Here is a 24,588-nt window from a genome sequence, read left to right as displayed (position 1 = left end):
AGCATAAATGGCTAAAGAAAATAAAAAAGTAGAACCTAATAAAAAACCAAAATTTAGTGCATATTGGATTTATGCAATTATAATTGTTGGATTTTTAGCATTAAATTTTTTAGGCGGTAGCAATATGGGATCAGCCCCAGAAACCACCCCTTCAGATTTCAACAATTTCTTAAGTAATGGCGAAGTAGCACGTGTACTAATCATTAATAGAAGAAAAGCAAAGGTTTTCCTGACTCAGGAAGCAAAAAGCCAGGAAAAACATTCCAAGAATAAAAAGAATTCTATCTTACCTCAGAGTCCTAATGACCCTGACTATGAATTCGAATTTGGAGATCTGCAAAATTTCGAGAATGAAATTGCTAGAATAAAAAGTGATAATGGAGTATCTACTGAAGTAGGTTACGACACAGAAAGCAATATGTGGGGCGACCTTTTCATTACTTTACTGCCATTCGCATTAATCATTGGTGTTTGGATATTCATAATGCGAAGAATGAGTGGTGGTGCTGGTGGAGGTGCCGGAGGGCAGATTTTTAATATCGGAAAATCCAAAGCAAAACTTTTTGATCAGAATACAGATGTAAAAGTTTCTTTTGAAAATGTAGCTGGTCTCGAAGGTGCAAAAGAAGAAGTTCAAGAAATCGTTGATTTCCTAAAAAACCCTGAAAAATACACCTCATTAGGAGGAAAAATACCTAAAGGAGCATTATTAGTAGGACCTCCTGGTACAGGAAAAACATTGTTAGCAAAAGCAGTAGCTGGTGAAGCTAAAGTACCTTTCTTCTCTTTATCAGGATCTGATTTTGTAGAAATGTTTGTAGGAGTTGGTGCTTCTAGAGTACGTGATCTTTTTAAACAAGCAAAAGAAAAATCTCCTGCCATTATTTTTATTGACGAGATTGATGCTATTGGTAGAGCAAGAGGAAAAAGTAATTTTTCAGGATCTAATGACGAAAGAGAAAATACCTTAAATCAACTCTTAACAGAAATGGATGGTTTTGGTACAAATACAAATGTAATTGTTATTGCTGCCACTAACCGTGCTGATGTGCTCGACAAAGCTTTGATGAGAGCAGGCCGTTTTGACAGACAGATATATGTAGATTTACCTGATGTTAGAGAACGTAAAGAAATATTCGAAGTACATCTTAAGCCTCTAAAAAAAGAAGAAGGACTGGACACAGATTTCTTATCTAAGCAAACACCAGGATTCTCTGGTGCTGATATTGCCAATGTTTGTAATGAAGCAGCACTTATAGCAGCGCGTAAAGGAAATAAAGCAGTTGGCAAACAAGATTTCCTTGATGCTGTAGATAGAATTGTTGGTGGACTAGAAAAGAAGAACAAAATAGTTACTCCTGGAGAAAAACGTGCAATTGCATTTCACGAAGCAGGACATGCTACTGTTAGCTGGATGCTAGAACACGCAGCTCCGTTAGTAAAAGTAACTATTGTTCCTAGAGGTCAATCTCTAGGTGCAGCTTGGTATCTTCCTGAAGAAAGACTCATAGTGCGTCCTAATCAAATGTTAGATGAAATGTGTGCAACCCTTGGAGGTCGAGCAGCAGAAAAAGTCATTTTTAATGAAATTTCTACAGGAGCTTTAAGTGACTTGGAAAAAGTAACTAAACAAGCACGTGCGATGGTAACCATATATGGTCTTAATGATAAAATTGGAAACTTAACGTATTATGATTCTTCTGGTCAAAATGAATATGGATTTACCAAGCCTTATAGTGAACAAACAAGTGAACTTATAGACAAGGAAATATCAAATATTATTGAAGAACAATATCAAAGGGCTATTAAATTATTAGAGAACAATAAAGACAAGTTAACCGAACTTGCAGAAGTATTGTTAGAAAAGGAAGTCATCTTTAAAGATAATTTAGAGAAAATTTTTGGAGAGCGTCCATTTGATAAAAAAGGAGAGACTATAATAGAACCTTCTTAGTATATTATAGTAATTTTTACTAGTAAAATAAAAAAATCTTAATCTAATAAGAATATTGGATTAAGATTTTTTTATCTTTGGAAGTATTGTTAACCCGTAATCCCCGATCGAATTTAAAAAATGAGTCTATTTAGAAGATTATTTTCCTCAAAATCTAAATCAGACCAAAAGAGTAAGGAACGTCACGCTGAAGATCGCAGTAAATACATGCCCGAAATCAATCTTCCGGTTGATGAAAGCTTTATGATTAATTTCAAAAGAAATGGAGGCAAATTTCTGTATTGCGATAGTGAAGAAGAAGTCCTTGATTCTTTTGACAAGATCCTATTAGAAAATGATTGGTACGAACAAGATGTATGCTGTTTTGACATGGGACTGGAGCATAAGTTTTCTGGATTCAATCTTAACTATGTCAAAAAACTACCGTCATCGTTCTTTTTCGCTACTTGTGAATATCTTATTGCGGATAGCGGAGCAATCCTTATCTCTTCTAATCAATTAAGAGAAAAAAAATTAACTGAACTACCTGATAACTTTGTTATACTAGCATCTACTAGTCAATTAGTTAATACTATTGGCGAAGGTTTAAAAGGAATTAAAGAAAAAAACAAAAACTCAATTCCTTCGAACATTACTACTATTAAAAACTTCGAACCGCAAAAAGAAAAAGACTTCTTAAGCTACGGAAGTAGCTCAAAAAATCTATATTTGCTGCTGCTGGAAGATTTATAATATGAAGGAACTGCTTACAAGGTCTTTATCGGGGTTTTTATATATCTCGATATTATTAATTTCTATATTTACTCATAAATATACCTTCATTGGAGTATTCTTTGTCTTTGGTATTATCTGTATTTATGAATTTCAGAAATTAATTCATTTAAAAAAAGCCTGGCTATATTTTATATTTATTGGTTTTTTCCTCTTATTCCATACCCCAAATTTTTCCACACCATATACAGTTACTCTAGTCGTTCTAGGACTTACTATAATTACACAATTATTTTTAGTTAGAGATCTTATTACAATTCGAATAATTCCGATGTTCGAAAAAAGAAAATATTTCACCAGTATATTTTACCTTATTACATCAATAGTGTTTTTAACACTTATACCATCATATGATAACGAATACAATCCTATTATGGTAGCAGGACCTCTTTTAATGATTTGGACGAATGACACATTTGCCTATTTGGTTGGTAAAAATTTTGGAAAACGTAAGTTATTAGAACGTATATCCCCAAAAAAAACAATTGAAGGGTTTGTAGGAGGTTTTCTTTTTACTTTATTAGCTGGATACTTAATATCAATATTTTCTGATACCTTATCAATTATGATCTGGTTGATTATAAGTATAATTATGAGTATTTTTGGTACTCTAGGTGACCTTATACAGTCTAAATTCAAAAGGCAAGCTGGAGTAAAAGATAGTGGATCTATAATGCCTGGTCATGGTGGGATTTTTGATCGTTTGGATAGTATTATATTTGCTAGTCCATTTTTATATGCATTTTTACAAATATTGAAGCATGTTTCATAAAGAAGGTTATAAAATTATTTCGGTAGCAATAGTACTTTTTCTAGGTATTAATGCAGCATCTTACGTATCGATTCAGATAGATGAATGGATTATTGGTATATTTTTGGTCACATTGATCTTTTTGATCTTAATATTACAATTTTTCAGAAATCCTAAGAGACATACTGATATAAACGACAATACTATAGTAGCTCCGGTAGATGGCAAAGTAGTCGTAATAGAAGAGGTATTTGAAAAAGAATACTTCAAAGAAAATAGATTACAAGTTTCTATTTTTATGTCTCCAATTAATGTTCATGTTACCAGACATCCAATTAATGGAGATGTAAAATTCAGCAAGTACCATCCAGGAAAATATCTTGTTGCCTGGCATCCCAAAGCATCTGAGGAAAATGAACGAACTACAGTTGTTGTGAAAAATAGTTTTGTTGAGATTCTTTATCGACAAATTGCTGGGGCATTAGCAAAAAGAATCGTAAATTATGCTAAAGAAGGCGAAAAAGTAATCCAAGGTTCTGATAGTGGGTTTATTAAATTCGGCTCCAGAGTGGACGTGTATTTACCAATAGGAACGGAAATTAATGTTTCACTAAACCAAAAAGTTAAAGGAGGAGAAAGTATTATCGCTAGCGTATAGTTATGACCAATGAGGAATTAAATATCACTTTCCAAAAGGCTTTTGAAAAAGCTTGCAATACCAAAATAGAATTGCCACCTGATGTTATGCTACATTTCTATGCATACTATAAACAAGCAACATATACCGAGGGTTTTTATACTCCATCCGGAAATAGTGAGCTTAGAAATGCATTTAAACTCAATGCGCTGTTTCAGGTAAAGAACCTTACTCCGGAAGAAGCTAAATTAAAATATATAGAACTGGTTAATAAGCATATTACCGACATATAAAAAAGCACTTTAAACCATTAAGATCAAAGTGCTTTTTTTATTCACTAAAAAATTTAATAACTATCCTAAACTAGAAAGACTAGATTTCAAAGTAGCTATTTTAGCTTCCGCATCCGCTTCTTTCTTTCGTTCATTAGCAATAACTTGTTCGGGCGCATTGTTTACAAAACGTTCATTTTGGAGTTTTTTCTGAACGGATTTCAAAAACCCTTCAGTGTATGTTAGCTCCTCTGTCAGCTTTTTAATTTCATCCTCTACATTAATAGCCCCAGATATAGGTATGAAATATTCATTAGATTTTACTCTAAAAGAAAGCGCTCCATCAACCTTATCTTTTACATAATTTAAAGATGAAATATTACCCAGTTTGGCCACTACAGAATCAAAAGTGACAGGAGCATTTTCGTTATTCAATACTGATAATTCAATTGTTTCCTTAAACGATATATTCTTTTCTTTACGAATCGTTCTAATTCCGGAAATCACATCCCCAGCAATCTCGAATTCTTTTATTAAACTTTCATCAACAGAAGTCATCTTCGGCCAACTTGATATGATTAACGCCTCTTCGGGTGTTCTCTTAGTAATATCTTGCCAAATCTCTTCTGATATAAAAGGGACAAAAGGATGTACAATTTTCAAGGTATCTTCTAATATCTCTATTACTTCATTATAAGTTTTTCCGTCAATTGGGCTTTGATAAGCAGGTTTGATCATTTCTAGTAACCAACCACTAAAATCATCTCTAACCAATTTATACGTAATCATTAGCGCATCACTAATTCGATATTTAGCATAAGCATCTTCTAATTCTATCAAAGTCTTCTGAAACTTAGATTGATACCAGGCGATTGCTACTTTAGAAGCTTCTGGCTGCTCGATGGAAGCATCTACTTCCCATCCACTAATCAAATTATAAGAGCTGTGTATTTTATTTACAAAAGACTTTCTTCCTTGATCACATAAATCCTCGTCAAACATCAAATCATTTCCAGCCGGTGAACTTAATAACATCCCTACCCTAATGGCATCTGCTCCATATTTATCAATTAAATCTAATGGATCAGGAGAATTTCCTAAAGACTTAGACATTTTTCGTCTTTGCTTATCTCTTACAATACCTGTAAGATACACATTGGTAAAAGGTTTCTCTTTTCTATATTCATATCCAGCAATAATCATTCTTGCCACCCAAAAGAATAAAATTTCTGGCGCCGTTACTAGATCATTGGTTGGATAGTAATAGTTGATTTCTTTGTTGTCCGGTTCTAATACACCATTGAATACGCTCATTGGCCATAGCCAAGATGAAAACCAGGTATCTAAGGCATCAGGATCCTGGGTTAAATCAGTATCAGTCAAAGAAGTATTTCCGGTTTTTTCTTTTGCTAAAACTAATGCTTCTTCTTTACTCTCCGCAACTACAAAATCCTCTTTACCATCACCATAGAAATATGCCGGAATTTGATGCCCCCACCATAATTGACGAGAGATATTCCAATCTCGCACATTCTCCATCCAATGACGATATGTATTGATAAATTTCTCTGGAACTAGATGCACATCTTTTTCTATAACCGCATCCAAAGCAGGTTTCGCCAAGTCTTCCATTTTTAAAAACCACTGATCACTCAATTTAGGTTCTATTACAGCTTTAGTACGCTCACTTGTTCCAACTTTATTAAGATGCGTTTCCGTTTTTTCCAGAACACTTAGACTTTCTAATTCTTTTAGAATCTCTTTTCTTACCACAAATCGATCCTTCCCTTCATAATGCAATCCAAAAGAATTTAGCGTAGCATCATCATTAAAGATATCTATCACCTCTAATTTGTGTTTATCTCCTAAAATTTTATCATTTTGATCGTGAGCAGGTGTTACCTTAAGACATCCAGTACCAAACTCCATATCCACATATTCATCTTCAATTATTGGAATTGCTCTATTAGCGATAGGTACAATTGCTCTTTTCCCTTTAAGATGTGTAAATCTTTCATCGTTTGGATTAATACAGATTGCAGTATCTCCCATGATTGTTTCCGGACGTGTTGTAGCAATTGTTAATGTATCTTCACTTCCTTCTATCTTATACTTTAAATAATAAAGATTTCCTTGTTTTTCTTCATAAATAACTTCTTCATCAGACAAAGTAGTCTTTGCTTCAGGATCCCAATTTACCATTCTATAACCTCTATAAATAAGGCCTTTGTTGTATAAATCAACAAAAACTTTAATCACAGACTCAGACAAATTGTCATCCATTGTAAACGCAGTACGCTCCCAATCACAAGAAGCACCTAGTTTTTTAAGCTGTTCTAGGATAATTCCTCCATGCTTATGAGTCCATTCCCAGGCATGCTCTAAAAATCCCTCTCTAGTAAGGTCATTTTTATCGATTCCTTCTTCTTTTAACTTTGCTACCACTTTAGCCTCTGTTGCAATAGAGGCATGATCAGTACCTGGCACCCAGCAAGCATTATACCCCTTAAGACGAGCTCTTCTAATCAATACATCCTGTATTGTATTATTAAGCATATGCCCCATATGCAATACACCTGTTACATTTGGCGGAGGAATGACAATAGTATATGCCTCTCTTTCATCAACCTCGGAATGGAAATAATTGTTCTCCATCCAGTAGTTATACCACTTATCTTCTATTGATTTTGCATCATACTTTCCTTCTAAAGCCATAGTTTGGTTCGATTTTTGGAATTTAGAGTGCAAAAGTAATTATTATATACGACAACGTGAAAGTCTTTCGCAATTTTGAAGTTGGATAAAAAGTAACTACTTTTACACATTATAAAAACCTACGTTATGAGAAATGTAATGATGATTTTATTTATTGGTTTTCTGGGGATTGCCCTAAACGCTCAGGAAGCTAAAGCAAAAATCGAATTTAAATCAGAAGTGATCGATTATGGGGAAATTACCAAGGGTAGTGATGGTATTCGCCAGTTTGAGTTCACAAATACAGGAAATGCTCCATTGATCATTTCCAGAGTATATTCTAGTTGTGGATGTACCATCCCTAAAAAACCTGAAGATCCAATTGAACCTGGAGCAACAGGGGTTATAGAAGTAAAATACGACACAAAAAGAGTTGGACCAATTCGTAAAACTATTACTGTGTATTCTAACGCTGAGGAATCTACCAAAGCTATTAAGATAAAAGGAACTGTACTTGACGACACGAAAAGTGTTTTAGAAAAAAAGAACTAGAAGTACATTGACATATACTTACAAAGGCTCTACGAATTAACGTAGAGCCTTTTTTAAATGACTTTTTTAAGAAAAAACGTAAATTTCATTTCGACTCCAAGACGTTCTACTTCAATTGTAATTCTCTTTCCCTCTTCTGAATAAAACAAATCATTCAAATCCGAAAGTTTATACAGATAAGACCTTCTACCATTCACACCTAGAACTTTATCTCCCTTTAATAAACCAGCTATTGACGCAGGTGAATTCGGCCTAACCTCAGTGATTCTATATTCTGGCTGTAATGAATAGACAAAAGTGCTTGCATCAGCTTTAAGAACATTAACTAAGATCTTACCATCGTCATTCGCTATAAAGCCTAATGATGGTTTAGAAGGAGCTTTACGTATATTATAGTCTTTAGAAACTCTTACCCCACTGTGCTGAATAGTAAGACCACTCATATTATAGTGGAATGGTGTATTAAAAAATTTATTCTTTCTAAAAGTTATTTTTTGATTAGGATAATCCATAATCACATTAAACCTTCTTAACACACTACCCCCAATAGAACCTTGACGATTTTTTAATGAAATTCCTTGAATATAAAGAGAATCAGGAAAAGACGCTGTGACTTCATTAATTTTAAAATCTCCTATATGTAGGCTTTCGACCTTTGTTTTTTTTCCATATATATCTCCATTGAATCCTGTTCCTAAAAAATCTTCAAAAGAATCTTTAGGAACATTAAGGTTGATCTCTGGATTTTCAAACAACCATAACGCCGAACTAGATCCAGAATCTAATAAAAGGTTTACATCAATTAACCCCTTATCTGTTTTGTATTTAGCCTTAACTAAAGGTCTCTTTCTACCATTACTTAAATTTAGATCTGTCTGATAACATTTTTTGCATTTTCTATATTTATAGGATTTAGCATTAAATATTTTAATGAATTCTTTCGAATAATTAATATCCAGAATAAATTCTTTAAAAAAATCATACCCTATAATCCCATGAACTGGAAATCCCATCATAGGAGAAAAGTTCATAGTCTCATCAAAGATCATATACACAGTATGATCATTACTATAAGAATTTCCTATTTTTAATAAATTGCCTGTGGATTTTATTGCCTCTGCAGGTTCATCGTTCCCTAATCCTCTAAGAAGAATTTTTGAAGCATTTTTTAATTCTAAAGATTCTCTTTTATCGATACTAAAAAGAATAGTAGAACCTACTCCTGTATCTAAAATAAAAGACAATTGAACTCCATTAAGCTCTACTGGTATTATAATAAGATTATTAGCTAATTCAAACTTAATCTTATCGCTACGCAAATCATCGGGCAACTTAAACCCCTCTTGACCACTGCAAGTAAAAGAAACAATTAAAAATAGAATTAAGGCTTTTTCTTTAAGAAAATGATAAAAATCTAGGTACAAAATCTCCATTACACTAAATATAGAAAAATACTTGAAAATTCCTGATAATAATCTACTTAAATCCTAAATAATTTAAGAAATTTACTGCTATTTTATTTTAAAAATTAAAAAGAATGCCAGTAATATCAAGTAAAGGTAAAGCAATGCCCGAATCACCGATTCGTAAATTAGCTCCTTTTGCAGAAAAAGCGGTAAAAGAAGGAAAACATATTTTTCGTCTTAATATCGGCCAGCCCGATATCAAAACGCCCATAGAAGCCATGAATGCTGTAAGAAATCACAAATTAGATGTTCTTGCCTACAGTCATTCTGCAGGTTTTGAAAGCTTTAGAAAAAAATTAGCTGGATATTACGCAAAACATGATATTACAATATCTTCTGATGATATTTTAATAACTACTGGAGGGAGTGAAGCATTAATTTTCACAATGGGCAGTATTACGGATCCGGGTGATGAAATTATTGTTCCTGAACCATTTTACGCTAACTATTACAGTTTTTCTACACAGTCAACAGTAACCGTAGTGCCAGTTATTTCTAAAATTGAAAATGGATTTGCATTACCACCGATAAAAGAATTCGAAAAGCTTATTACTACTAAGACGAAGGCTATTCTTATTTGTAATCCTGGTAACCCCACAGGTTATTTATATAGTAAAGAAGAAATACAGCAATTAGCCAAACTAGCTATTAAACATGATCTATTCCTAATCTCGGACGAGGTATATAGGGAGTTTGTATATGGAGATTCTGAGCATTACTCTATTTTACAAGAAAGAGCTCTTGATGATTACGCCATAGTGGTTGATTCAGTATCTAAACGATATAGCATGTGTGGCGCTAGAATAGGTTGCATGGTCAGTAAAAACAAAAGTGTTATGGAAACGGCAATGAAGTTTGCACAAGCCAGACTGAGTCCTCCTACCTTTGCTCAAATTGCCAGTGAAGCAGCCCTAGAAGCTCCAGAATCCTATTATATTGAAACCGTGGCAAAATATAAGGCGCGAAGAGATACATTAGTTGAAGGATTAAGACAAATACCTGGGATTAAAGTAGCTATGCCAAGTGGAGCTTTTTATTGTATCGCTGAATTACCAATAAAAGATGCAGATCATTTTGCAAAATGGTTGTTAGAAGAATTCCACGTAAATAACGAAACCTTAATGTTAGCACCGGCTTCAGGATTTTATTCTAGTCCTAACGTGGGATTAAATCAGGTAAGAATAGCTTATGTTCTAAACAGAAGGGATCTAAAAAAGGCTATTAATATTCTAAAACTGGCTTTAGAGAAATATACTACCGATCAGAAAGCAATTACAGTCGCCGAAGAAAATATTACTTTATAAAACTATAAATAATCATATATTTCGGAACTTAAAGTGAAAAGAAAATAATAGTTAACTCAAATTCCATCTTTTTTGAAAATAGAACGTAACAAATCTCTTAAAAAACATAATACCTTCGGTATTAACGTAAAAGCAGCAGAGTTTATAAAAATCAATTCTGAAAAAGAGCTTACAGAGACACTTTCTATACATAAGGAAAGAAATATTTTCATCCTTAGTGGCGGAAGCAATATGTTGCTTACTCAAAATTTAGAAGCACTAGTCCTTCATATTGCGATTAAAGGGATTACAACTAGCTCCCAACCTGATAGTTCAGTATTAGTTTCTGCCAATGCTGGGGAAAATTGGCATGATTTTGTTCAATTCTGTATCGATAATGACTTTGGAGGATTAGAAAATTTATCACTAATACCTGGATATGTAGGAAGTGCTCCGATTCAAAACATTGGTGCATATGGCGTAGAACTAAAAGATAGCTTTATCAGTTGCGAAGCTATTCATGTTATCAGTGGTGCAAAAAAACACTTCACAAAAGAAGAATGCAATTTTGGATATAGAAATTCTATTTTTAAAAACGAATTAAAAGGAAATTATATAATTACAAAAGTAACTTTTAGGTTAACTACTAAAGATCATGTTTTGAATACAAGCTACGGAGCTATTGAAAACGCATTAAAAGAGAAAAATATTACATCCCCAACAATTAAAGACATTTCAGAAGCTGTTATAGCTATCCGTAAAAGCAAATTACCAGACCCCAAAGAAATTGGTAATAGCGGAAGTTTTTTTAAAAACCCTGTAATCACTTCAAAAAATTTTGCCGAGCTTCAAAAATTACACCCTGACATTCCTTTTTATCAGGTAGACAAGAATAATACTAAAATTCCGGCAGGATGGCTTATTGAACAAAGCGGGTTTAAAGGGAAACGCTGGGGTGATGCTGGTGTACACGCTAAACAAGCACTAGTACTGGTAAACTACGATAACGCAAGTGGACAGGAACTATTAGAACTCTCTAAAAGAATTCAAAAAACCGTTAAAGAAAAATTTGGAATTATATTAGAAACTGAGGTAAACATAATTTAAGTGCTCTTCTGTGTTTCTTTTAGACATGAATCTAATTTTCTATAAAACCATAATTTCGGCTATTTTTCTTTGTATCTTTGCACACTAATTTAGACAGTATTAAATTATGAAACTGGTATTACTTACAGTTGGTCTTCTATTAATAGCCTTTGCGGGAATTGCTATTAAATTATGGGCCAAAAAGGATGGGAAATTTGCAGGAACCTGCGCAAGCCAAAGTCCTTTCCTTAATAAGGAGGGCGAGTCTTGTTCTATGTGCGGCAAGACCCCTGATCAATATGCTAACTGTAATGAAACAGAGCACTCTAAATAATTGATCAAGGATTTCCTTTCAAAAAAATTTCATTGGAAAAAGAACTCTTCACACTATCTGAACATATAAAAAAGGCTAAAGAAGGCAAACAAGCATCCTTTAATTATCTTTTAGATACTTTTTGGAATGATGTCTTTAATTTTCAACTTAAGAGAACTCAAAATGAGTATGAAGCAGAAGATATATCTATTCAGAGTTTTTCTAAAGCATTCGATAAAATAGACACATTTAAAGAAGAATATAATTTTAAGACTTGGTTAATCCAAATTTCAAAAAATATTCATATCGATCTATTAAGAAAAAAAAACGCTTCAATACGTTCTAAAACAACTACCGAAGTTGATGATGTTGTTTATAAAATAATAGATGACACACCAACACCCGAAGATAAATTGATTACTGAGCAAAATCTTGCCCAATTACTTAGATATATCAAACAGCTGAAACCACATTATCAAGAGGTTATAAACCTACGATATTTTCAAGAATTGAGTTATAAAGAAATTTCTGAAGTATTAGATGAACCCATGAATAATGTAAAAGTAAAATTACTAAGAGCCAGAAAACTTCTTGCAGAAATTATTACTAATAAAAAAGAGAATTAATTAAATTTCAGAAATCTAATTAACTCTCTTTTTGTTGTTCTCAATAGATCACTTTAATCTATTTAATCTATCTAAGACTAAAAGTGGCTATTCTTTTTAAAACCTCGTGTAATGGATTAATCCATTTATCATTTATTTTTTTATCGTATTTAATAAATTTTTGTACGAGTCCTTTAGGAGCAGATATTTCTTTTTCAATACCGGTTATATTAATAAAATTTTGATTATTAATTAACCATTTTTCTACTCGTTTCCTGTTTTTTTGCAATTGTTTCTGTTGTTCTAAATCTTCTTTTGACATTTGTGTTTGGTTTTTTAACTTTTTTTTAATGAATAAAAAATGGGGTTAAGCTAATTTTAACCATGATTTAAAGTATTTCTACTCAAAATTATGTATGTCAAAAATATGAAAAGAAATTAAATTATGTATAAAAACCACAAAAAAATTACGGTTTTACCATAATTTTTATTTAAAATCCCAAAGAAAATATCCCCAAAAACATGATACCCACCCAATCTCTTCACCTCTTAATCAACTGAATATCAATTAATAATATTTTTTAATTACATAAAAAAATTCCGCAATTGTTAATTTTATGATTATCGTTTTTTTCTATCTAAAAATTCCCTCCAAAACACGTTTTGTAAGTATAATACTACCGAAATAGGTTTGTTGAAAAATCAAAACTTGTAGATAATTCATTAAAAACGACAATATTCTAATCATAATAATTCGTTTAAAGAGATCTAAATCAAAATCCAGAAGAATATCTAAAACTGTATTTTAATATAAGCTTTCTTTGTATTTTTGTACAAAATATTGCTTAGTATGAATAATGACGTTACTATTGTAGCTCCTCCAAAAGGAAAACCAAAATGGTTACGGGTAAAACTACCAACCGGAAAAAAATACACCGAACTTCGAGGTTTAGTCGATAAATATAACTTACATACAATATGCACTTCAGGAAGCTGTCCTAACATGGGAGAATGTTGGAGTGAGGGTACTGCTACTTTCATGATACTCGGTAATATTTGTACCAGATCTTGTGGTTTTTGTGGTGTGAAAACAGGAAGACCAGAAACTGTAGATTGGGAAGAACCTGAAAAAGTTGCCCGTTCTATAAAAATTATGAATATCAAACATGCCGTGGTAACCTCTGTAGATAGAGATGACTTAGCGGATGGAGGGTCTATCATCTGGGCGGAAACGATTCAGGCAATTCGTCGAATGAATCCTGAAACCACCTTAGAAACTTTAATCCCCGATTTCCAGGGGAAGACTAAAAACATAGATAGGATTATAGCTGTAAAACCAGAAGTTGTTTCGCATAATATGGAAACAGTGAAAAGACTTACAAGAGAAGTTCGTATTCAGGCTAAATATGAACAAAGCCTTCAGGTTCTTAAATATTTAAAGGATAACGGTATCAATCGCACAAAAAGCGGAATCATGCTAGGTCTTGGTGAAACTGAAGAAGAAGTTATACAGGTTCTTAAAGACCTAAGAGCTGTAAATCTGGATATCGTAACCATCGGACAATATCTACAACCGAGTAAGAAACATTTACCAGTAAAACAATTCATTACACCAGATCAATTTAAAAAATATGAAGAGATCGGGTTAGAAATGGGCTTCAGACATGTAGAAAGCGGAGCATTAGTTCGCTCTTCTTACAAAGCTCAAAAGCATCTGACTTAATTTTTCTCACAAGCAACGAGTAATGAATACACCTATAAGAGTAGCCATTAACGGATTTGGAAGAATCGGTCGTAATCTTTTTAGATTATTAATCGATCATCCAGATATTGAAGTTATAGCAATAAATGATCTTGCTGATGCCAAAACACTAAGTCATCTTCTTAAGTACGACAGTATACATGGAGTTTTAACCCATGACATATCTTATAAAGACAATTCTATTGTAGTTAATAACAAGTCAATCTATTTACTAAACGAAAAATATCCTAGTGACTGTAACTGGCAAAAACATAATATTGATATCGTTGTAGAAGCAACAGGAAAATTTAAAACTAAAGAAGCTGCCCAACAACACATTACTGCTGGAGCTAAAAAAGTTATTCTTTCGGCTCCTCCTCTAGAAGATTCAATAAAAACTATTGTATTAGGTGTCAATGAACATATTCTCAATGGTAAGGAGACCATTATATCTAATGCGTCTTGTACAACCAATAATGCTGCTCCGATGATCAAAGTAATAGATGAACTTTGTGGTATTGAGCAAGCATACATAACAACAATTCACAGCTATACGACAGATCAAAGTTTACACGATCAACCTCATAGAGACCTAAGAAGAGCACGAGCAGCAAGCCAATCCATAGTCCCCACAACAACTGGAGCTGCAAAAGCATTAACAAAGATTTTTCCCAAATTAAGTAATGTTATAGGAGGATGTGGGATTAGGGTTCCAGTTCCAGATGGATCACTAACTGACATAACATTTAATGTAAAAAAAGAAACATCTATAGAGGAAATCAATAATGCTTTCAAAAATGCTTCAGAATCTCATCTAAAAGATATTTTAGCGTACACAGAAGATCCAATCGTATCAGTAGATATCATAGGAAATCCGCATTCTTGTGTTTTCGACTCTCTAATGACTTCAGTTATAGGAAAAATGGTGAAAATTATAGGTTGGTATGATAATGAAATAGGATATAGTAACAGAATAATAGATTTAATTATCAACATTTGTAAGAAATAACTATATTAGTTGAGTTATTTCAAGGAAAATGCCAACCCAAATCAAACATTTTATATTTATACTTTTACTTAGTTGTAGTTTCATGGCTTCTTCACAAACTGGAGAAATTCAGGAAAACAGGGGAGTTAAGGATTCTATTGAGAACTATCTAACCAAAGCTTCTTATGCTATAAACACAGCTCAATTAGCAACTGCTTTAGAAAATATCACGCTAGCAAAAGAACTTGCTGTAGAAAATCAAAATAAAACATATAGAGCTAAAACAAATCGAGTTTTAGCAGAATTATATCTGGAACTAGGTGATCTCAAAAGTGCAAAAGAACAAATAACAAGCGCAATCGAGATTCAAATTAAGCAGAAAGACGAAATAGCATTAGCTAATTCTTATAATGTCTGTGGATCCATACACACAAAACTCAAAGATTTCGAAAATGCTAAAAAACACCTGGAACTTGCATACGCATTGATTGAAAAAAACAATATAGAAAAATTAGAAGGTCCTGCCAAAATCAATGTAGGTCTTTTAGCGCTGGAAATGAGTCAGCCAGAAGCAGCTATTAAGCATTTTAACAGTGGACTTCCGAAAGTTGATTATCTTGAGCAATCCTATTACAAAGCAAAACTTTACACAAATAAAGCAAGAGCCCAAATGGCATTAGATTCATTAGATGATGCCATAGCTACTAATGATTTAGCAATGCAGATAGGTTCTGAAATGGGATATTTCGAAATACAATCAGAAAGTTTTCAATTGTATAGCCAGATCTACGAAAAGAAAGAAGAATTCGAAACATCGCTTGCTAATTTAAGATCTCATCAACAATTCAAAGATTCTTTATTTAACATTAACAAAGAAATAATTGCCCAAGATGCAAGAGCAAAATTGGGTCTAGGCGATGACAAAGTAAAAATAGAAGAGCTTACAGAGGAAAATAAACAACAGCAAAAGTCACTTAAACTTGGGCGACTTACCACTATTTTGAGTATTGCACTGATAACAATTTTATCACTCCTTACGCTTTCCCTATATAAAAACAACAATCTTAGAGCAAGAGCCAACGAACTGTTGCAAAATAAAAATACTGAACTAATTTTAGCAAAAGAAAATGCAGAACGAGCTAGCGAAGCAAAAGTTCAGTTCTTATCTACTATAACACACGAATTACGAACACCTTTATATGCTGTTACAGGATTAACCCATTTATTGCTAGAAGAAAGCCCTACTCCTAACCAAAAAGAACACCTAAACTCTCTTAAGTTTTCTGGAGAATACTTACTTTCTTTAATTAATAATATTTTAGACCTAAATAAACTAGAAGCAAACAAAGTAGAAATAGAAAACACTTCGTTCAATCTACAGAAAAGAATTAATGATGTTTTAATAGCTTTAGGAAAATCAGCAAAAGACCGTAACAATAACCTTCATTACGAATTTGACAAATCAATACCCACTAAACTTAAAGGAGATCCTCTGAAAATCTCACAAATCCTGATTAATCTTATTGGAAACTCTATTAAGTTTACTCAAAATGGAGACATCTGGATCAAGGTTAAGATGATCAACCATATTGAAAATAAGGTTTTTCTTAATTTCGAAATTAAAGATAACGGAGTTGGTATATCTGACAAAAAACAACTGAGTATTTTCGAAAACTTCACACAAGGATCCGTTCAGATTAATAGAAAATTTGGAGGTACTGGCTTAGGATTATCTATAGTTAAGAATCTACTATCATTAATGGATAGCGAAATCAAATTAGAAAGCGAATTAGGACAAGGATCCAGATTTCATTTTGATCTTAAGTTTGAAGTGTTTGAAGATGTTGTCTCTAATTATCAGGAAGAAGCAAAAAAGATTGATTATAGTGTAATGATAGACAAAAGAGTTCTGGTTGTAGAAGACAATAAAATCAATCAACTTATAACCAGAAAGATTTTAGAAAAGAATAAAATGATCTGTGATGTAGCCGATAATGGTGATATTGCTGTCAATAAAGTAAAAAATAGTGAGTTTGATTTAGTCCTTATGGATATTCATATGCCAGGAATAAGTGGAATCGAAGCAACAAAACTAATTAGAGAATTTAATACAGAAATTCCTATTGTAGCATTAACGGCTGTAACACTAGATGATAATCTAGATGAATTCTATAATAATGGCTTTAATGACATCATTCCGAAACCATATAAAACGGAAGAGTTTTTCACCAAATTACATAAAGCTTTGTCAAAAAAACAAACCACTTCTTAAAGGTTTGGCATATCTATTGCTTAATATATAACTCAACGTAAGAGACATCTTTATTCTCTTTGTTTGAGTTAGCCAAAACATATAAAATGAGGTCCTAAATAGGACCTCATTTTTTTATATAGCTCACTATATAATTATCAAAAACATCTTGATTTTTGATAAATTTCATCTCAATCGGCTGATACCATAATGCATCTTCAGAAAAATTAGGAGCTAATCTCACATAATCCTTTTCTGTTGTAATGATCAAGCTGTATTTTTTTAACTCATCCAGTTCAGTATCTGTAAAGTTGTGATGATCCGGATAATTGATATGATTAAAATTAAGGCCTAAAGAATGATAATACTCTAATAAAGGTTTTGGGTTAGCAATTCCCGTAACCAATGTAAACGAGGTTCTTTTTAGAGTATCTAATGATCGTCGGTCTGATGCATTAATAATATTATTTCCATAATCAATTGTGGAAAACAACAAGGCCTGAGAAGGTTTTACTCTTAATTTCTTTTCAATTTCCTGCATGGTTTCATCTCCTAAATTGTTTGGACATTTGGTAACCACAATAATATCCGCACGATCTGCACCACTTCTAGGTTCTCTTAAATTTCCTGTCGGCAATACGATATCATTACAATATAAATCATAATATGGAGTAAGTAAAATGTAAAATCCTGCTTTTACTTTACGATGTTGATAAGCATCATCTAACAAAATAACTTCGAGATTAGGATTCTGGGTTTTTAAGCTCCTTATACCATTGCGCCTATCTCCATCAACAGCAACAGTGACATTAGTAAATTTAGTTTTAAACTGTAATGGCTCATCTCCTACATCTTTTGCAGTAGCATTGACTTCTACCTCCAGAAATCCTTTAGTTTCTCTTTTATACCCTCTACTTAGTGTTGCAAGCGACACTTTATCTTTCAGCAATCGAATTAGATATTCAACCATGGGTGATTTACCAGTTCCACCAACACTTAAATTACCCACCGCGATCACAGGAAAATCATATGAAACTGATTTTTTTAGCCCTAAATCATACATTTTATTACGTAACCAAGTAACGAAATAGTAGACAGGAACAATCGGTAAAAGTATTTTTCGTAATAAATTCAAACGCTTATACTTACTATTGATAATATTATAATGACAAATGTATAAAACGAAACTTTGATTATTGGCAAAAGTTTTTTTACATTCAATTTATATTTAAAAATATTCGCAAATGCAGATTAAAGAGGTCATACAACACCTTGAAACTTTAGCTCCAACAAACTACGCTGAAGATTTTGACAACGTAGGGTTATTAGTTGGAGACAAAAACACAACCGTTACAGGAATTCTCGTTACATTGGATACTTTAGAAATTATAATAGATGAAGCTATAGAAAAAGATTGTAATCTTATCGTTAGCTTCCACCCTATAGTTTTCAAAGGCATTAAAAAATTTAATGGTACTAATTATGTAGAGCGTGTGGTCATGAAAGCTATCAAACATGATATAGCTATTTTCGCAATCCATACAGCACTTGACAATGCCTTGCACGGAGTAAATGACATGATTTGTGAACAACTAGGATTATTGAATCGACAAGTTTTAATTCCACAAAGTGGAAATATAAAAAAACTAGTCACTTTTGCTCCCAATAAAGAAGCTGATTCGCTACGATCTAAACTATTCGATGCTGGAGCTGGTACTATTGGTAATTATGATCATTGTAGTTTTTCATCAGATGGAATCGGAACTTTTAGAGCTTCCGAAAATGCAAATCCATCTATTGGGGAAATTGGTAAAACGCATTACGAAAGCGAAACTCAAATACAGATCACCTACCCTAAACACAATGAGAGTAAAATTTTAAAAGCGTTAATAGACAATCATTCTTATGAGGAAGTTGCCTATGAAATCACAACTTTAGAAAACAGAAACCAACATATTGGGATGGGAATGATTGGTGAGTTACCCGAAGAAATGAATGAGATTGCATTCCTAAAACATATCAAAGAAGTTTTCAAAACGGGCTGTGTCAGGCATTCTACATTGCTAGATAAACCGATTAGAAAAGTTGCTGTATTAGGTGGTAGTGGTAGTTTTGCAATTAAAAACGCCCAAAACGCTGGAGCAGATGTATTTATAACAGCTGATTTAAAATACCACCAGTTTTACGAAGCAGAAAATAAGCTTATTCTAGCAGATATTGGTCATTATGAAAGTGAGCAGTACACAAAAAACCTAATTGTTAGCTATCTTAGAAAAAAAATTAGTAATTTTGCAATCATTTTATCGGATAAAAACACCAATCCCATTCAATACATATAAAATATGGCAAAGAAAGAAGTTACTGTTGAGCAAAAATTAAGAGCATTATACGATTTGCAATTAATTGACTCTAGAGTTGATGAGATTAGAAATGTGCGTGGAGAGCTTCCATTAGAAGTTGAAGATCTCGAAGATGAAGTAGCCGGATTAAACAAAAGATTAGAAAAATTAAACACAGATCTTGAAACTATCGACGAAAGTATCAAGACTAAGAAAAACCTAATCGAAGAAGCTAAATCTTTAATCAAAAAATACGGAGAGCAACAAAAAAATGTACGAAACAATCGTGAATACAACTCTCTTAGCAAAGAAATAGAATTTCAGGAACTAGAAATTGAGTTATCTGATAAGCATATAAAGGAGTTTAAAGCGCAGATCGTTCAGAAAAATGAGATCATCGATCAGACTAAAGAACGTCTTTCTGAAAGAAATAAACACCTTAGCCATAAAAAAGGTGAGCTTGATGCTATCCTTGCAGAAACTGAAAAAGAAGAACAAGCTTTAATAGCTAAGTCTGAAGATTTTCAAAAACAAATAGAAGAAAGACTAGTAGCTGCTTATAACAGAATCAGAAATAATGTGAAGAATGGACTAGCAGTTGTACCAATTGAGCGTGGAGCATCTGGAGGATCTTTTTTTACAATTCCTCCTCAAGTTCAGATGGAGATAGCTTCTCGTAAAAAAATTATTACTGATGAGCATAGCGGTCGTATCTTAGTAGATCAAGCATTAGCGCAAGAAGAAAAAGAAAAAATGGAGACAATGTTTTCTAAACTGTCTTAAATTTATTTTTTTTACATAATATTATAGCCTCAGAAATTTCTGAGGCTTTTTTATTTTTACAAAGACAACAAATGAAAAGCATTCTCATCATAGGAAACGTCTGGCCGGAACCTAATTCATCTGCAGCAGGAACCCGAATGCTACAACTAATTCAACTGTTTTTATCCGAAGGATGGAAAATCACCTTTGCAAGTGCAGCCGCAGAAAGTAATCACATGTACGATATCCAAACACTTGGTGTTACCAAAGCTAATATCGAAATCAATAATACTAATTTTGATAACTTCGTTAATGATTTAAACCCAAATATCGTAGTGTTTGATAGATTTATGACAGAAGAACAATTTGGTTGGAGAGTTTCAAAACATCTTCCAGATACTCTTAGAATTTTAAATACAGAAGATTTGCACAGTCTTCGCAAAACAAGGCAAGAAACATTTAAAGCAGGAACTATATTTAACTATTCAGATTTAAAGAATAGTGATATCGCAAAAAGAGAAATTGCCAGTATCTATCGCTGCGATCTCTCTTTAATTATTTCTGATTTCGAAACAAACTTACTAAAAGAAGAATTCAACATCGATAAAAAGCTAATACACTACCTCCCTTTTCTTTTGGACCCTATTACAGAAGAAATTAAACAACGATGGCCCGTATTCAGCAAAAGAAATCACTTTACAACTATAGGAAACTTTCGTCATGAACCAAACTGGAACAGTATTCTATATCTTAAAGAAACCATCTGGCCATTGATAAGAAAACAATTACCTGAAACAGAACTACACATATACGGAGCTTACCCTCCTCCAAAAGCTACGCAATTACACAATCCAAAGCAAGGTTTCCATATAAAGGGTTGGGCAAAAAATGCACAAGAAGTTATAAAACAAGCACGTGTATGCCTTGCTCCTTTACGTTTTGGAGCTGGAATCAAAGGTAAATTAGCAGAAGCAATGTTATGCGGAACTCCTAGCATCACTACTACAATTGGAGCAGAAGGCATGCTCGGAGAAGACTCTGACTGGAATGGCTTCATTAAAGACACACCAGAAGAGTTTGCAAACGCTGCGATAAAACTATATAACAATCAAAACATTTGGCACCAAGCGCAACAAAATGGAATAGAAATTATTAATACACTATTTCAAAAGGATAGACACACCAATCAACTCATTCAATGCATTAGTAATTTACAGAATAATCTTAAAGAGCATCGCTCTAAAAACTTCATTGGATCCATGCTACATCACCACAGTATGAAAAGCACAGAATTTATGTCTCGATGGATTGAAGAAAAGAATAAAATCAGTGACCAAGATAATTAACTATTAGTTGCTCCATACCAAAAATTAACATCATCACTCCGAAAACAAGACTAATTTTGACCAGTTTTCTCGATAAATTATTATTCATTTTTTGACCAGAACTATCCTTAACGATGGGCGCTTTCATCAACATAACTATATTCTTCTTATTATACCAAAGAATATAGAGCAAGAGCAAGAAATACACAATAGCGCTAGCTAGAGCTCCATAAGTTTCTAAAAAGATAGTATCAAAAACAATTATATTAATCAGAATCGGAAGTAGTATAATCACACCTATCAATTTGGTTTTACGAAATAAAAGAAGAAAAGCGCCAACTAATTGCGAAGTTCCAATAAACAGAATATAGGAATATGAATACCCCATAAAAGTCCAAGCTAGATCAAAGCCACCAACCTCCGATAAGGAGATTTTTGCAATTTCTTCTGGCAAGTTACCTTTTCGGTAAAATTGACCTCCTAATAGTTTCCCTGAACCATATATAGATAACAATATAAAAACGTGCCATCTTGCGGCTAGTTCCAAATAATAAGAAAATTTTGTATTCATCTTAAAGCTTTTCCATATGACAGATATTATAGCGTGCAGGTTACACAGAAACCAGAAAAACTTAATATTAAAAAACAAAAAAAGCCTCTTCACCTGAGTGAAGAAGCTTATATATCGTTAAAACTCTTTCTAACTAAAGAGCAGCTACGTGCTTAGCTAACTTAGATTTTATATTAGCGGCTTTATTATCATGGATAATATTACGCTTTGCCAATCTATCGATCATAGAAACTACAGAAGGAAACAAAGTCTCAGCTTCTTTCTTATCAGCTTCACGTAATTTCTTGATAGCATTACGTGTAGTTTTATGCTGATATTTGTTTCTAAGACGCTTTGTCTCACTATTTCTTATTCTCTTTAATGCTGACTTATGATTTGCCATCTTTTCTTTGTTAAATTTCTTTACTATAAAATTCGTAGCCCGTAGGGGAATCGAACCCCTCTTACCAGGATGAAAACCTGGCGTCCTAGCCGATAGACGAACGGGCCTTTTTCCTTTTTCAAGGATTGCAAATTTATAGCTTTCACTCTAAACTTGCAATTAATTTTTTAATTCGTAGCCCGTAGGGGAATCGAACCCCTCTTACCAGGATGAAAACCTGGCGTCCTAGCCGATAGACGAACGGGCCATAGTTGTTTGTCTAATTGCGGATGCAAAAATACAACTATTTTTTAATGGCGCAAGAGTTATTTTATTTTTTTCTAAAACTTAATACGCTTTAGCAAATAACACCCTCACTTTAGAAGGTTTACCACTATACACACAGCTACCATTTTCTTCTTTAGCATCAAAAGGAATACAACGAATAGTTGCTTTAGTCAATTCTTTTATCTTTTGCTCAGTTTCTGCGGTACCATCCCAATGAGCTGATATAAACCCTCCTTTACGCTCTAAAACATCTTTAAATTCATCAAAAGAAGAAACCTCCGTGATATGACTATCTCTATACTCTGTAGCTTTCTTATGTAAACTCTCTTGTATCTCCACAAGTAAAGACTCGATAGTACTTACAACTTCCTCTTTATCTACAAATTGTTTCGACAAAGTATCACGACGTGCTAGTTCCACTGTTCCTTTTTCTAAATCTTTAGGACCAATTGCTATTCGCAACGGAACCCCTTGTAGTTCATATTGCGCAAACTTAGCGCCCGGTCTATATGTATCTCTATCATCAAATTTTACAGAGATTCCTTTCGCTTTTAAATCACCAACCAACTCATTAGCCACTTCCGAAATTTGACCCAACTGCTCTTCTCCTTTATATATTGGAACAATAACAACTTGTATCGGAGCAAGATTAGGAGGTAAAACTAATCCATTATCATCACTATGAGTCATAATAAGAGCTCCCATCAACCTAGTTGACACCCCCCAAGATGTAGCCCAAACATAATCGAGCTTCCCTTCTTTAGAAGTGAATTTCACATCAAATGCTTTCGCAAAATTCTGTCCTAAAAAATGCGATGTTCCTGCTTGTAATGCTTTACCATCTTGCATCAATGCCTCTATACAATATGTATCTTCCGCTCCCGCAAAACGTTCACTTTCTGTTTTTCTTCCTTTAACAACTGGAATAGCCATGAAATTTTCCACAAAATCAGCATACACATTATTCATCTGCTCTGTTTCTGCAATCGCTTCCTGTCTTGTTTCATGAGCTGTATGACCTTCTTGCCACAAAAACTCGGCAGTTCTTAAAAATAAACGTGTTCTCATCTCCCATCTTACCACATTCGCCCATTGGTTTATCAAAATAGGTAAATCTCTATATGACTGAACCCAACCTTTGTAAGTATTCCAAATAATTGCCTCAGAAGTAGGACGAACGATTAGCTCTTCCTCCAACTTAGCTTTTGGATCCACAACTAATTTTGAAGGATCCTCGGGATCTGTTTTTAATCTATAATGAGTAACTACTGCACATTCTTTTGCAAAGCCTTCTGCATTTTTTTCTTCAGCTTCAAACAGACTTTTAGGAACAAAAAGAGGAAAATATGCGTTTTGATGACCTGTTTCCTTAAATTTTCGATCTAATTCAGCCTGCATTTTCTCCCAAATCGCATATCCATAGGGCTTGATTACCATGCACCCTCTTACCGCCGAATTCTCAGCTAAATCAGCCTTTACGACCAGTTCGTTATACCATTTAGAATAATCCTCACTACGTTTCGTTAGATTTTTGCTCATAACCTGCTATTTGGCACAAATGTTGTGACTTTGTTAAAT

23 protein-coding genes and 2 tRNA genes are annotated in these 24,588 nt (G+C 33.2%); 16 read left to right on the top strand and 9 right to left on the bottom strand.

The window, feature by feature from the left end:
- The first annotated feature begins 7 nt into the window (after window positions 1–7).
- The 5 genes from ftsH (at window position 8) to D1818_RS20730 (ending at window position 4,406) form a co-directional block, all read left to right on the top strand.
- On the top strand, window positions 8–1,954 hold the full coding sequence (gene ftsH, locus D1818_RS20750) for an ATP-dependent zinc metalloprotease FtsH (protein ID WP_118461399.1): 1,947 nt from the start codon (window positions 8–10) through the stop codon (window positions 1,952–1,954).
- 120 nt (window positions 1,955–2,074) lie between these two features.
- Window positions 2,075–2,686 (top strand): LUD domain-containing protein, encoded by a 612-nt coding sequence (locus D1818_RS20745; RefSeq protein ID WP_118461397.1) that lies wholly within the window; start codon window positions 2,075–2,077, stop codon window positions 2,684–2,686.
- A 1-nt stretch (window position 2,687) separates the two neighbouring features.
- Window positions 2,688–3,497, top strand: a complete 810-nt coding sequence (locus D1818_RS20740) for a phosphatidate cytidylyltransferase (RefSeq protein WP_118461395.1) — start codon at window positions 2,688–2,690, stop codon at window positions 3,495–3,497.
- Window positions 3,487–4,134 carry a phosphatidylserine decarboxylase family protein gene (locus D1818_RS20735; RefSeq protein ID WP_118461393.1) on the top strand — a complete coding sequence of 216 codons (648 nt, stop codon included), beginning with the start codon at window positions 3,487–3,489 and terminating at the stop codon, window positions 4,132–4,134. Before D1818_RS20740 ends, D1818_RS20735 begins: the two co-directional genes overlap by 11 nt.
- A gap of 2 nt (window positions 4,135–4,136) precedes the next feature.
- Window positions 4,137–4,406, top strand: a complete 270-nt coding sequence (locus D1818_RS20730) for an acyl-CoA-binding protein (RefSeq protein ID WP_118461391.1) — start codon at window positions 4,137–4,139, stop codon at window positions 4,404–4,406.
- A gap of 60 nt (window positions 4,407–4,466) precedes the next feature.
- Here the strand turns inward: D1818_RS20730 and D1818_RS20725 are convergent, their stop codons facing one another.
- Window positions 4,467–7,100, bottom strand: coding sequence for a valine--tRNA ligase (locus D1818_RS20725; RefSeq protein ID WP_118461389.1), 2,634 nt, complete (start codon window positions 7,098–7,100; stop codon window positions 4,467–4,469).
- Between the two features lie 126 nt (window positions 7,101–7,226).
- On the opposite strand from D1818_RS20725, the gene D1818_RS20720 reads away from it, so the two are divergent.
- Entirely contained in the window at window positions 7,227–7,631 is a 405-nt protein-coding gene (locus D1818_RS20720; RefSeq protein WP_118461387.1) for a DUF1573 domain-containing protein, read from the top strand.
- Window positions 7,632–7,684: 53 nt separating this feature from the next.
- Here D1818_RS20720 and D1818_RS20715 read toward each other — a convergent pair whose 3' ends face one another.
- Window positions 7,685–9,064 carry an aspartyl protease family protein gene (locus D1818_RS20715; protein WP_118461385.1) on the bottom strand — a complete coding sequence of 460 codons (1,380 nt, stop codon included), beginning with the start codon at window positions 9,062–9,064 and terminating at the stop codon, window positions 7,685–7,687.
- A 104-nt stretch (window positions 9,065–9,168) separates the two neighbouring features.
- Here D1818_RS20715 and D1818_RS20710 point away from each other — a divergent pair, with 104 nt between their 5' ends.
- The 4 genes from D1818_RS20710 (at window position 9,169) to D1818_RS20695 (ending at window position 12,405) form a co-directional block, all read left to right on the top strand.
- Window positions 9,169–10,401 (top strand): pyridoxal phosphate-dependent aminotransferase, encoded by a 1,233-nt coding sequence (locus D1818_RS20710; protein WP_118461383.1) that lies wholly within the window; start codon window positions 9,169–9,171, stop codon window positions 10,399–10,401.
- A gap of 72 nt (window positions 10,402–10,473) precedes the next feature.
- Window positions 10,474–11,487 carry a UDP-N-acetylmuramate dehydrogenase gene (gene murB / locus D1818_RS20705; protein ID WP_118461381.1) on the top strand — a complete coding sequence of 338 codons (1,014 nt, stop codon included), beginning with the start codon at window positions 10,474–10,476 and terminating at the stop codon, window positions 11,485–11,487.
- Window positions 11,488–11,593: 106 nt separating this feature from the next.
- Window positions 11,594–11,800, top strand: coding sequence for a membrane or secreted protein (locus D1818_RS20700; RefSeq protein WP_118461379.1), 207 nt, complete (start codon window positions 11,594–11,596; stop codon window positions 11,798–11,800).
- A 26-nt stretch (window positions 11,801–11,826) separates the two neighbouring features.
- Window positions 11,827–12,405, top strand: coding sequence for an RNA polymerase sigma factor (locus D1818_RS20695; protein ID WP_118461377.1), 579 nt, complete (start codon window positions 11,827–11,829; stop codon window positions 12,403–12,405).
- Between the two features lie 67 nt (window positions 12,406–12,472).
- On the opposite strand, the gene D1818_RS20690 is transcribed toward D1818_RS20695, so the two are convergent.
- Entirely contained in the window at window positions 12,473–12,706 is a 234-nt protein-coding gene (locus D1818_RS20690; protein ID WP_118461375.1) for a hypothetical protein, read from the bottom strand.
- A 528-nt stretch (window positions 12,707–13,234) separates the two neighbouring features.
- On the opposite strand from D1818_RS20690, the gene lipA reads away from it, so the two are divergent.
- The 3 genes from lipA to D1818_RS20675 all read left to right on the top strand — a co-directional run bounded on the left by lipA (window position 13,235) and on the right by D1818_RS20675 (window position 17,385).
- Window positions 13,235–14,107 carry a lipoyl synthase gene (lipA, locus tag D1818_RS20685; protein WP_118461373.1) on the top strand — a complete coding sequence of 291 codons (873 nt, stop codon included), beginning with the start codon at window positions 13,235–13,237 and terminating at the stop codon, window positions 14,105–14,107.
- A 22-nt stretch (window positions 14,108–14,129) separates the two neighbouring features.
- The gene (gene gap, locus D1818_RS20680) at window positions 14,130–15,134 is read left to right on the top strand and encodes a type I glyceraldehyde-3-phosphate dehydrogenase (RefSeq protein ID WP_118461370.1); all 1,005 of its coding nucleotides are present in this window, start codon (window positions 14,130–14,132) and stop codon (window positions 15,132–15,134) included.
- Window positions 15,135–15,216: 82 nt separating this feature from the next.
- A complete protein-coding gene (locus tag D1818_RS20675) occupies window positions 15,217–17,385 on the top strand; it encodes a response regulator (protein ID WP_118461368.1) in 2,169 nt (722 codons plus the stop codon).
- A 106-nt stretch (window positions 17,386–17,491) separates the two neighbouring features.
- Here the strand turns inward: D1818_RS20675 and lpxK are convergent, their stop codons facing one another.
- On the bottom strand, window positions 17,492–18,499 hold the full coding sequence (gene lpxK / locus D1818_RS20670) for a tetraacyldisaccharide 4'-kinase (RefSeq protein WP_118461366.1): 1,008 nt from the start codon (window positions 18,497–18,499) through the stop codon (window positions 17,492–17,494).
- Between the two features lie 109 nt (window positions 18,500–18,608).
- On the opposite strand from lpxK, the gene D1818_RS20665 reads away from it, so the two are divergent.
- From D1818_RS20665 to D1818_RS20655, 3 genes are all read left to right on the top strand, one after another.
- A complete protein-coding gene (locus tag D1818_RS20665) occupies window positions 18,609–19,703 on the top strand; it encodes a Nif3-like dinuclear metal center hexameric protein (protein WP_118461363.1) in 1,095 nt (364 codons plus the stop codon).
- 3 nt (window positions 19,704–19,706) lie between these two features.
- Complete coding sequence (locus tag D1818_RS20660; protein ID WP_118461361.1) at window positions 19,707–20,486, top strand: zinc ribbon domain-containing protein; 780 nt, start codon at window positions 19,707–19,709, stop codon at window positions 20,484–20,486.
- Between the two features lie 71 nt (window positions 20,487–20,557).
- Window positions 20,558–21,811, top strand: a complete 1,254-nt coding sequence (locus D1818_RS20655) for a glycosyltransferase (protein ID WP_118461359.1) — start codon at window positions 20,558–20,560, stop codon at window positions 21,809–21,811.
- Here the strand turns inward: D1818_RS20655 and D1818_RS20650 are convergent.
- From D1818_RS20650 to proS, 5 genes are all read right to left on the bottom strand, one after another.
- On the bottom strand, window positions 21,792–22,361 hold the full coding sequence (locus D1818_RS20650) for a hypothetical protein (RefSeq protein ID WP_118461357.1): 570 nt from the start codon (window positions 22,359–22,361) through the stop codon (window positions 21,792–21,794). The two genes, D1818_RS20655 and D1818_RS20650, sit on opposite strands and share 20 nt — an antisense overlap.
- 133 nt (window positions 22,362–22,494) lie before the next feature.
- Window positions 22,495–22,743: a 30S ribosomal protein S20 gene (rpsT, locus tag D1818_RS20645; RefSeq protein WP_118461355.1), complete on the bottom strand. Its 249-nt coding sequence runs from the start codon at window positions 22,741–22,743 to the stop codon at window positions 22,495–22,497.
- Window positions 22,744–22,778: 35 nt separating this feature from the next.
- Window positions 22,779–22,850 (bottom strand) — tRNA-Glu (locus D1818_RS20640).
- 68 nt (window positions 22,851–22,918) lie between these two features.
- Window positions 22,919–22,990 (bottom strand) — tRNA-Glu (locus tag D1818_RS20635).
- Window positions 22,991–23,070: 80 nt separating this feature from the next.
- The gene (gene proS / locus D1818_RS20630; protein WP_118461353.1) at window positions 23,071–24,549 is read right to left on the bottom strand and encodes a proline--tRNA ligase; all 1,479 of its coding nucleotides are present in this window, start codon (window positions 24,547–24,549) and stop codon (window positions 23,071–23,073) included.
- Window positions 24,550–24,588: the final 39 nt, after the last annotated feature.

Origin of the sequence: Aquimarina sp. BL5, from assembly GCF_003443675.1 — a bacterium.
GTDB lineage: Bacteria > Bacteroidota > Bacteroidia > Flavobacteriales > Flavobacteriaceae > Aquimarina.
Note: the sequence above shows the minus strand (reverse complement) of the source record. Positions and strands in the feature narration are given on the sequence as shown.

What these genes read in the sequence shown, in the direction of transcription:
- ftsH (WP_118461399.1), top strand. Translation starts at nt 8, where the DNA reads ATGGCTAAAGAAAATAAAAAAGTAGAACCTAATAAAAAACCAAAATTT.
- D1818_RS20745 (WP_118461397.1), top strand. Translation starts at nt 2,075, where the DNA reads ATGAGTCTATTTAGAAGATTATTTTCCTCAAAATCTAAATCAGACCAA.
- D1818_RS20740 (WP_118461395.1), top strand. Translation starts at nt 2,688, where the DNA reads ATGAAGGAACTGCTTACAAGGTCTTTATCGGGGTTTTTATATATCTCG.
- D1818_RS20735 (WP_118461393.1), top strand. Translation starts at nt 3,487, where the DNA reads ATGTTTCATAAAGAAGGTTATAAAATTATTTCGGTAGCAATAGTACTT.
- D1818_RS20730 (WP_118461391.1), top strand. Translation starts at nt 4,137, where the DNA reads ATGACCAATGAGGAATTAAATATCACTTTCCAAAAGGCTTTTGAAAAA.
- D1818_RS20725 (WP_118461389.1), bottom strand. Translation starts at nt 7,100, where the DNA reads ATGGCTTTAGAAGGAAAGTATGATGCAAAATCAATAGAAGATAAGTGG.
- D1818_RS20720 (WP_118461387.1), top strand. Translation starts at nt 7,227, where the DNA reads ATGAGAAATGTAATGATGATTTTATTTATTGGTTTTCTGGGGATTGCC.
- D1818_RS20715 (WP_118461385.1), bottom strand. Translation starts at nt 9,064, where the DNA reads ATGGAGATTTTGTACCTAGATTTTTATCATTTTCTTAAAGAAAAAGCC.
- D1818_RS20710 (WP_118461383.1), top strand. Translation starts at nt 9,169, where the DNA reads ATGCCAGTAATATCAAGTAAAGGTAAAGCAATGCCCGAATCACCGATT.
- D1818_RS20700 (WP_118461379.1), top strand. Translation starts at nt 11,594, where the DNA reads ATGAAACTGGTATTACTTACAGTTGGTCTTCTATTAATAGCCTTTGCG.
- D1818_RS20690 (WP_118461375.1), bottom strand. Translation starts at nt 12,706, where the DNA reads ATGTCAAAAGAAGATTTAGAACAACAGAAACAATTGCAAAAAAACAGG.
- lipA (WP_118461373.1), top strand. Translation starts at nt 13,235, where the DNA reads ATGAATAATGACGTTACTATTGTAGCTCCTCCAAAAGGAAAACCAAAA.
- gap (WP_118461370.1), top strand. Translation starts at nt 14,130, where the DNA reads ATGAATACACCTATAAGAGTAGCCATTAACGGATTTGGAAGAATCGGT.
- D1818_RS20675 (WP_118461368.1), top strand. Translation starts at nt 15,217, where the DNA reads ATGGCTTCTTCACAAACTGGAGAAATTCAGGAAAACAGGGGAGTTAAG.
- D1818_RS20665 (WP_118461363.1), top strand. Translation starts at nt 18,609, where the DNA reads ATGCAGATTAAAGAGGTCATACAACACCTTGAAACTTTAGCTCCAACA.
- D1818_RS20660 (WP_118461361.1), top strand. Translation starts at nt 19,707, where the DNA reads ATGGCAAAGAAAGAAGTTACTGTTGAGCAAAAATTAAGAGCATTATAC.
- D1818_RS20655 (WP_118461359.1), top strand. Translation starts at nt 20,558, where the DNA reads ATGAAAAGCATTCTCATCATAGGAAACGTCTGGCCGGAACCTAATTCA.
- D1818_RS20650 (WP_118461357.1), bottom strand. Translation starts at nt 22,361, where the DNA reads ATGAATACAAAATTTTCTTATTATTTGGAACTAGCCGCAAGATGGCAC.
- rpsT (WP_118461355.1), bottom strand. Translation starts at nt 22,743, where the DNA reads ATGGCAAATCATAAGTCAGCATTAAAGAGAATAAGAAATAGTGAGACA.
- proS (WP_118461353.1), bottom strand. Translation starts at nt 24,549, where the DNA reads ATGAGCAAAAATCTAACGAAACGTAGTGAGGATTATTCTAAATGGTAT.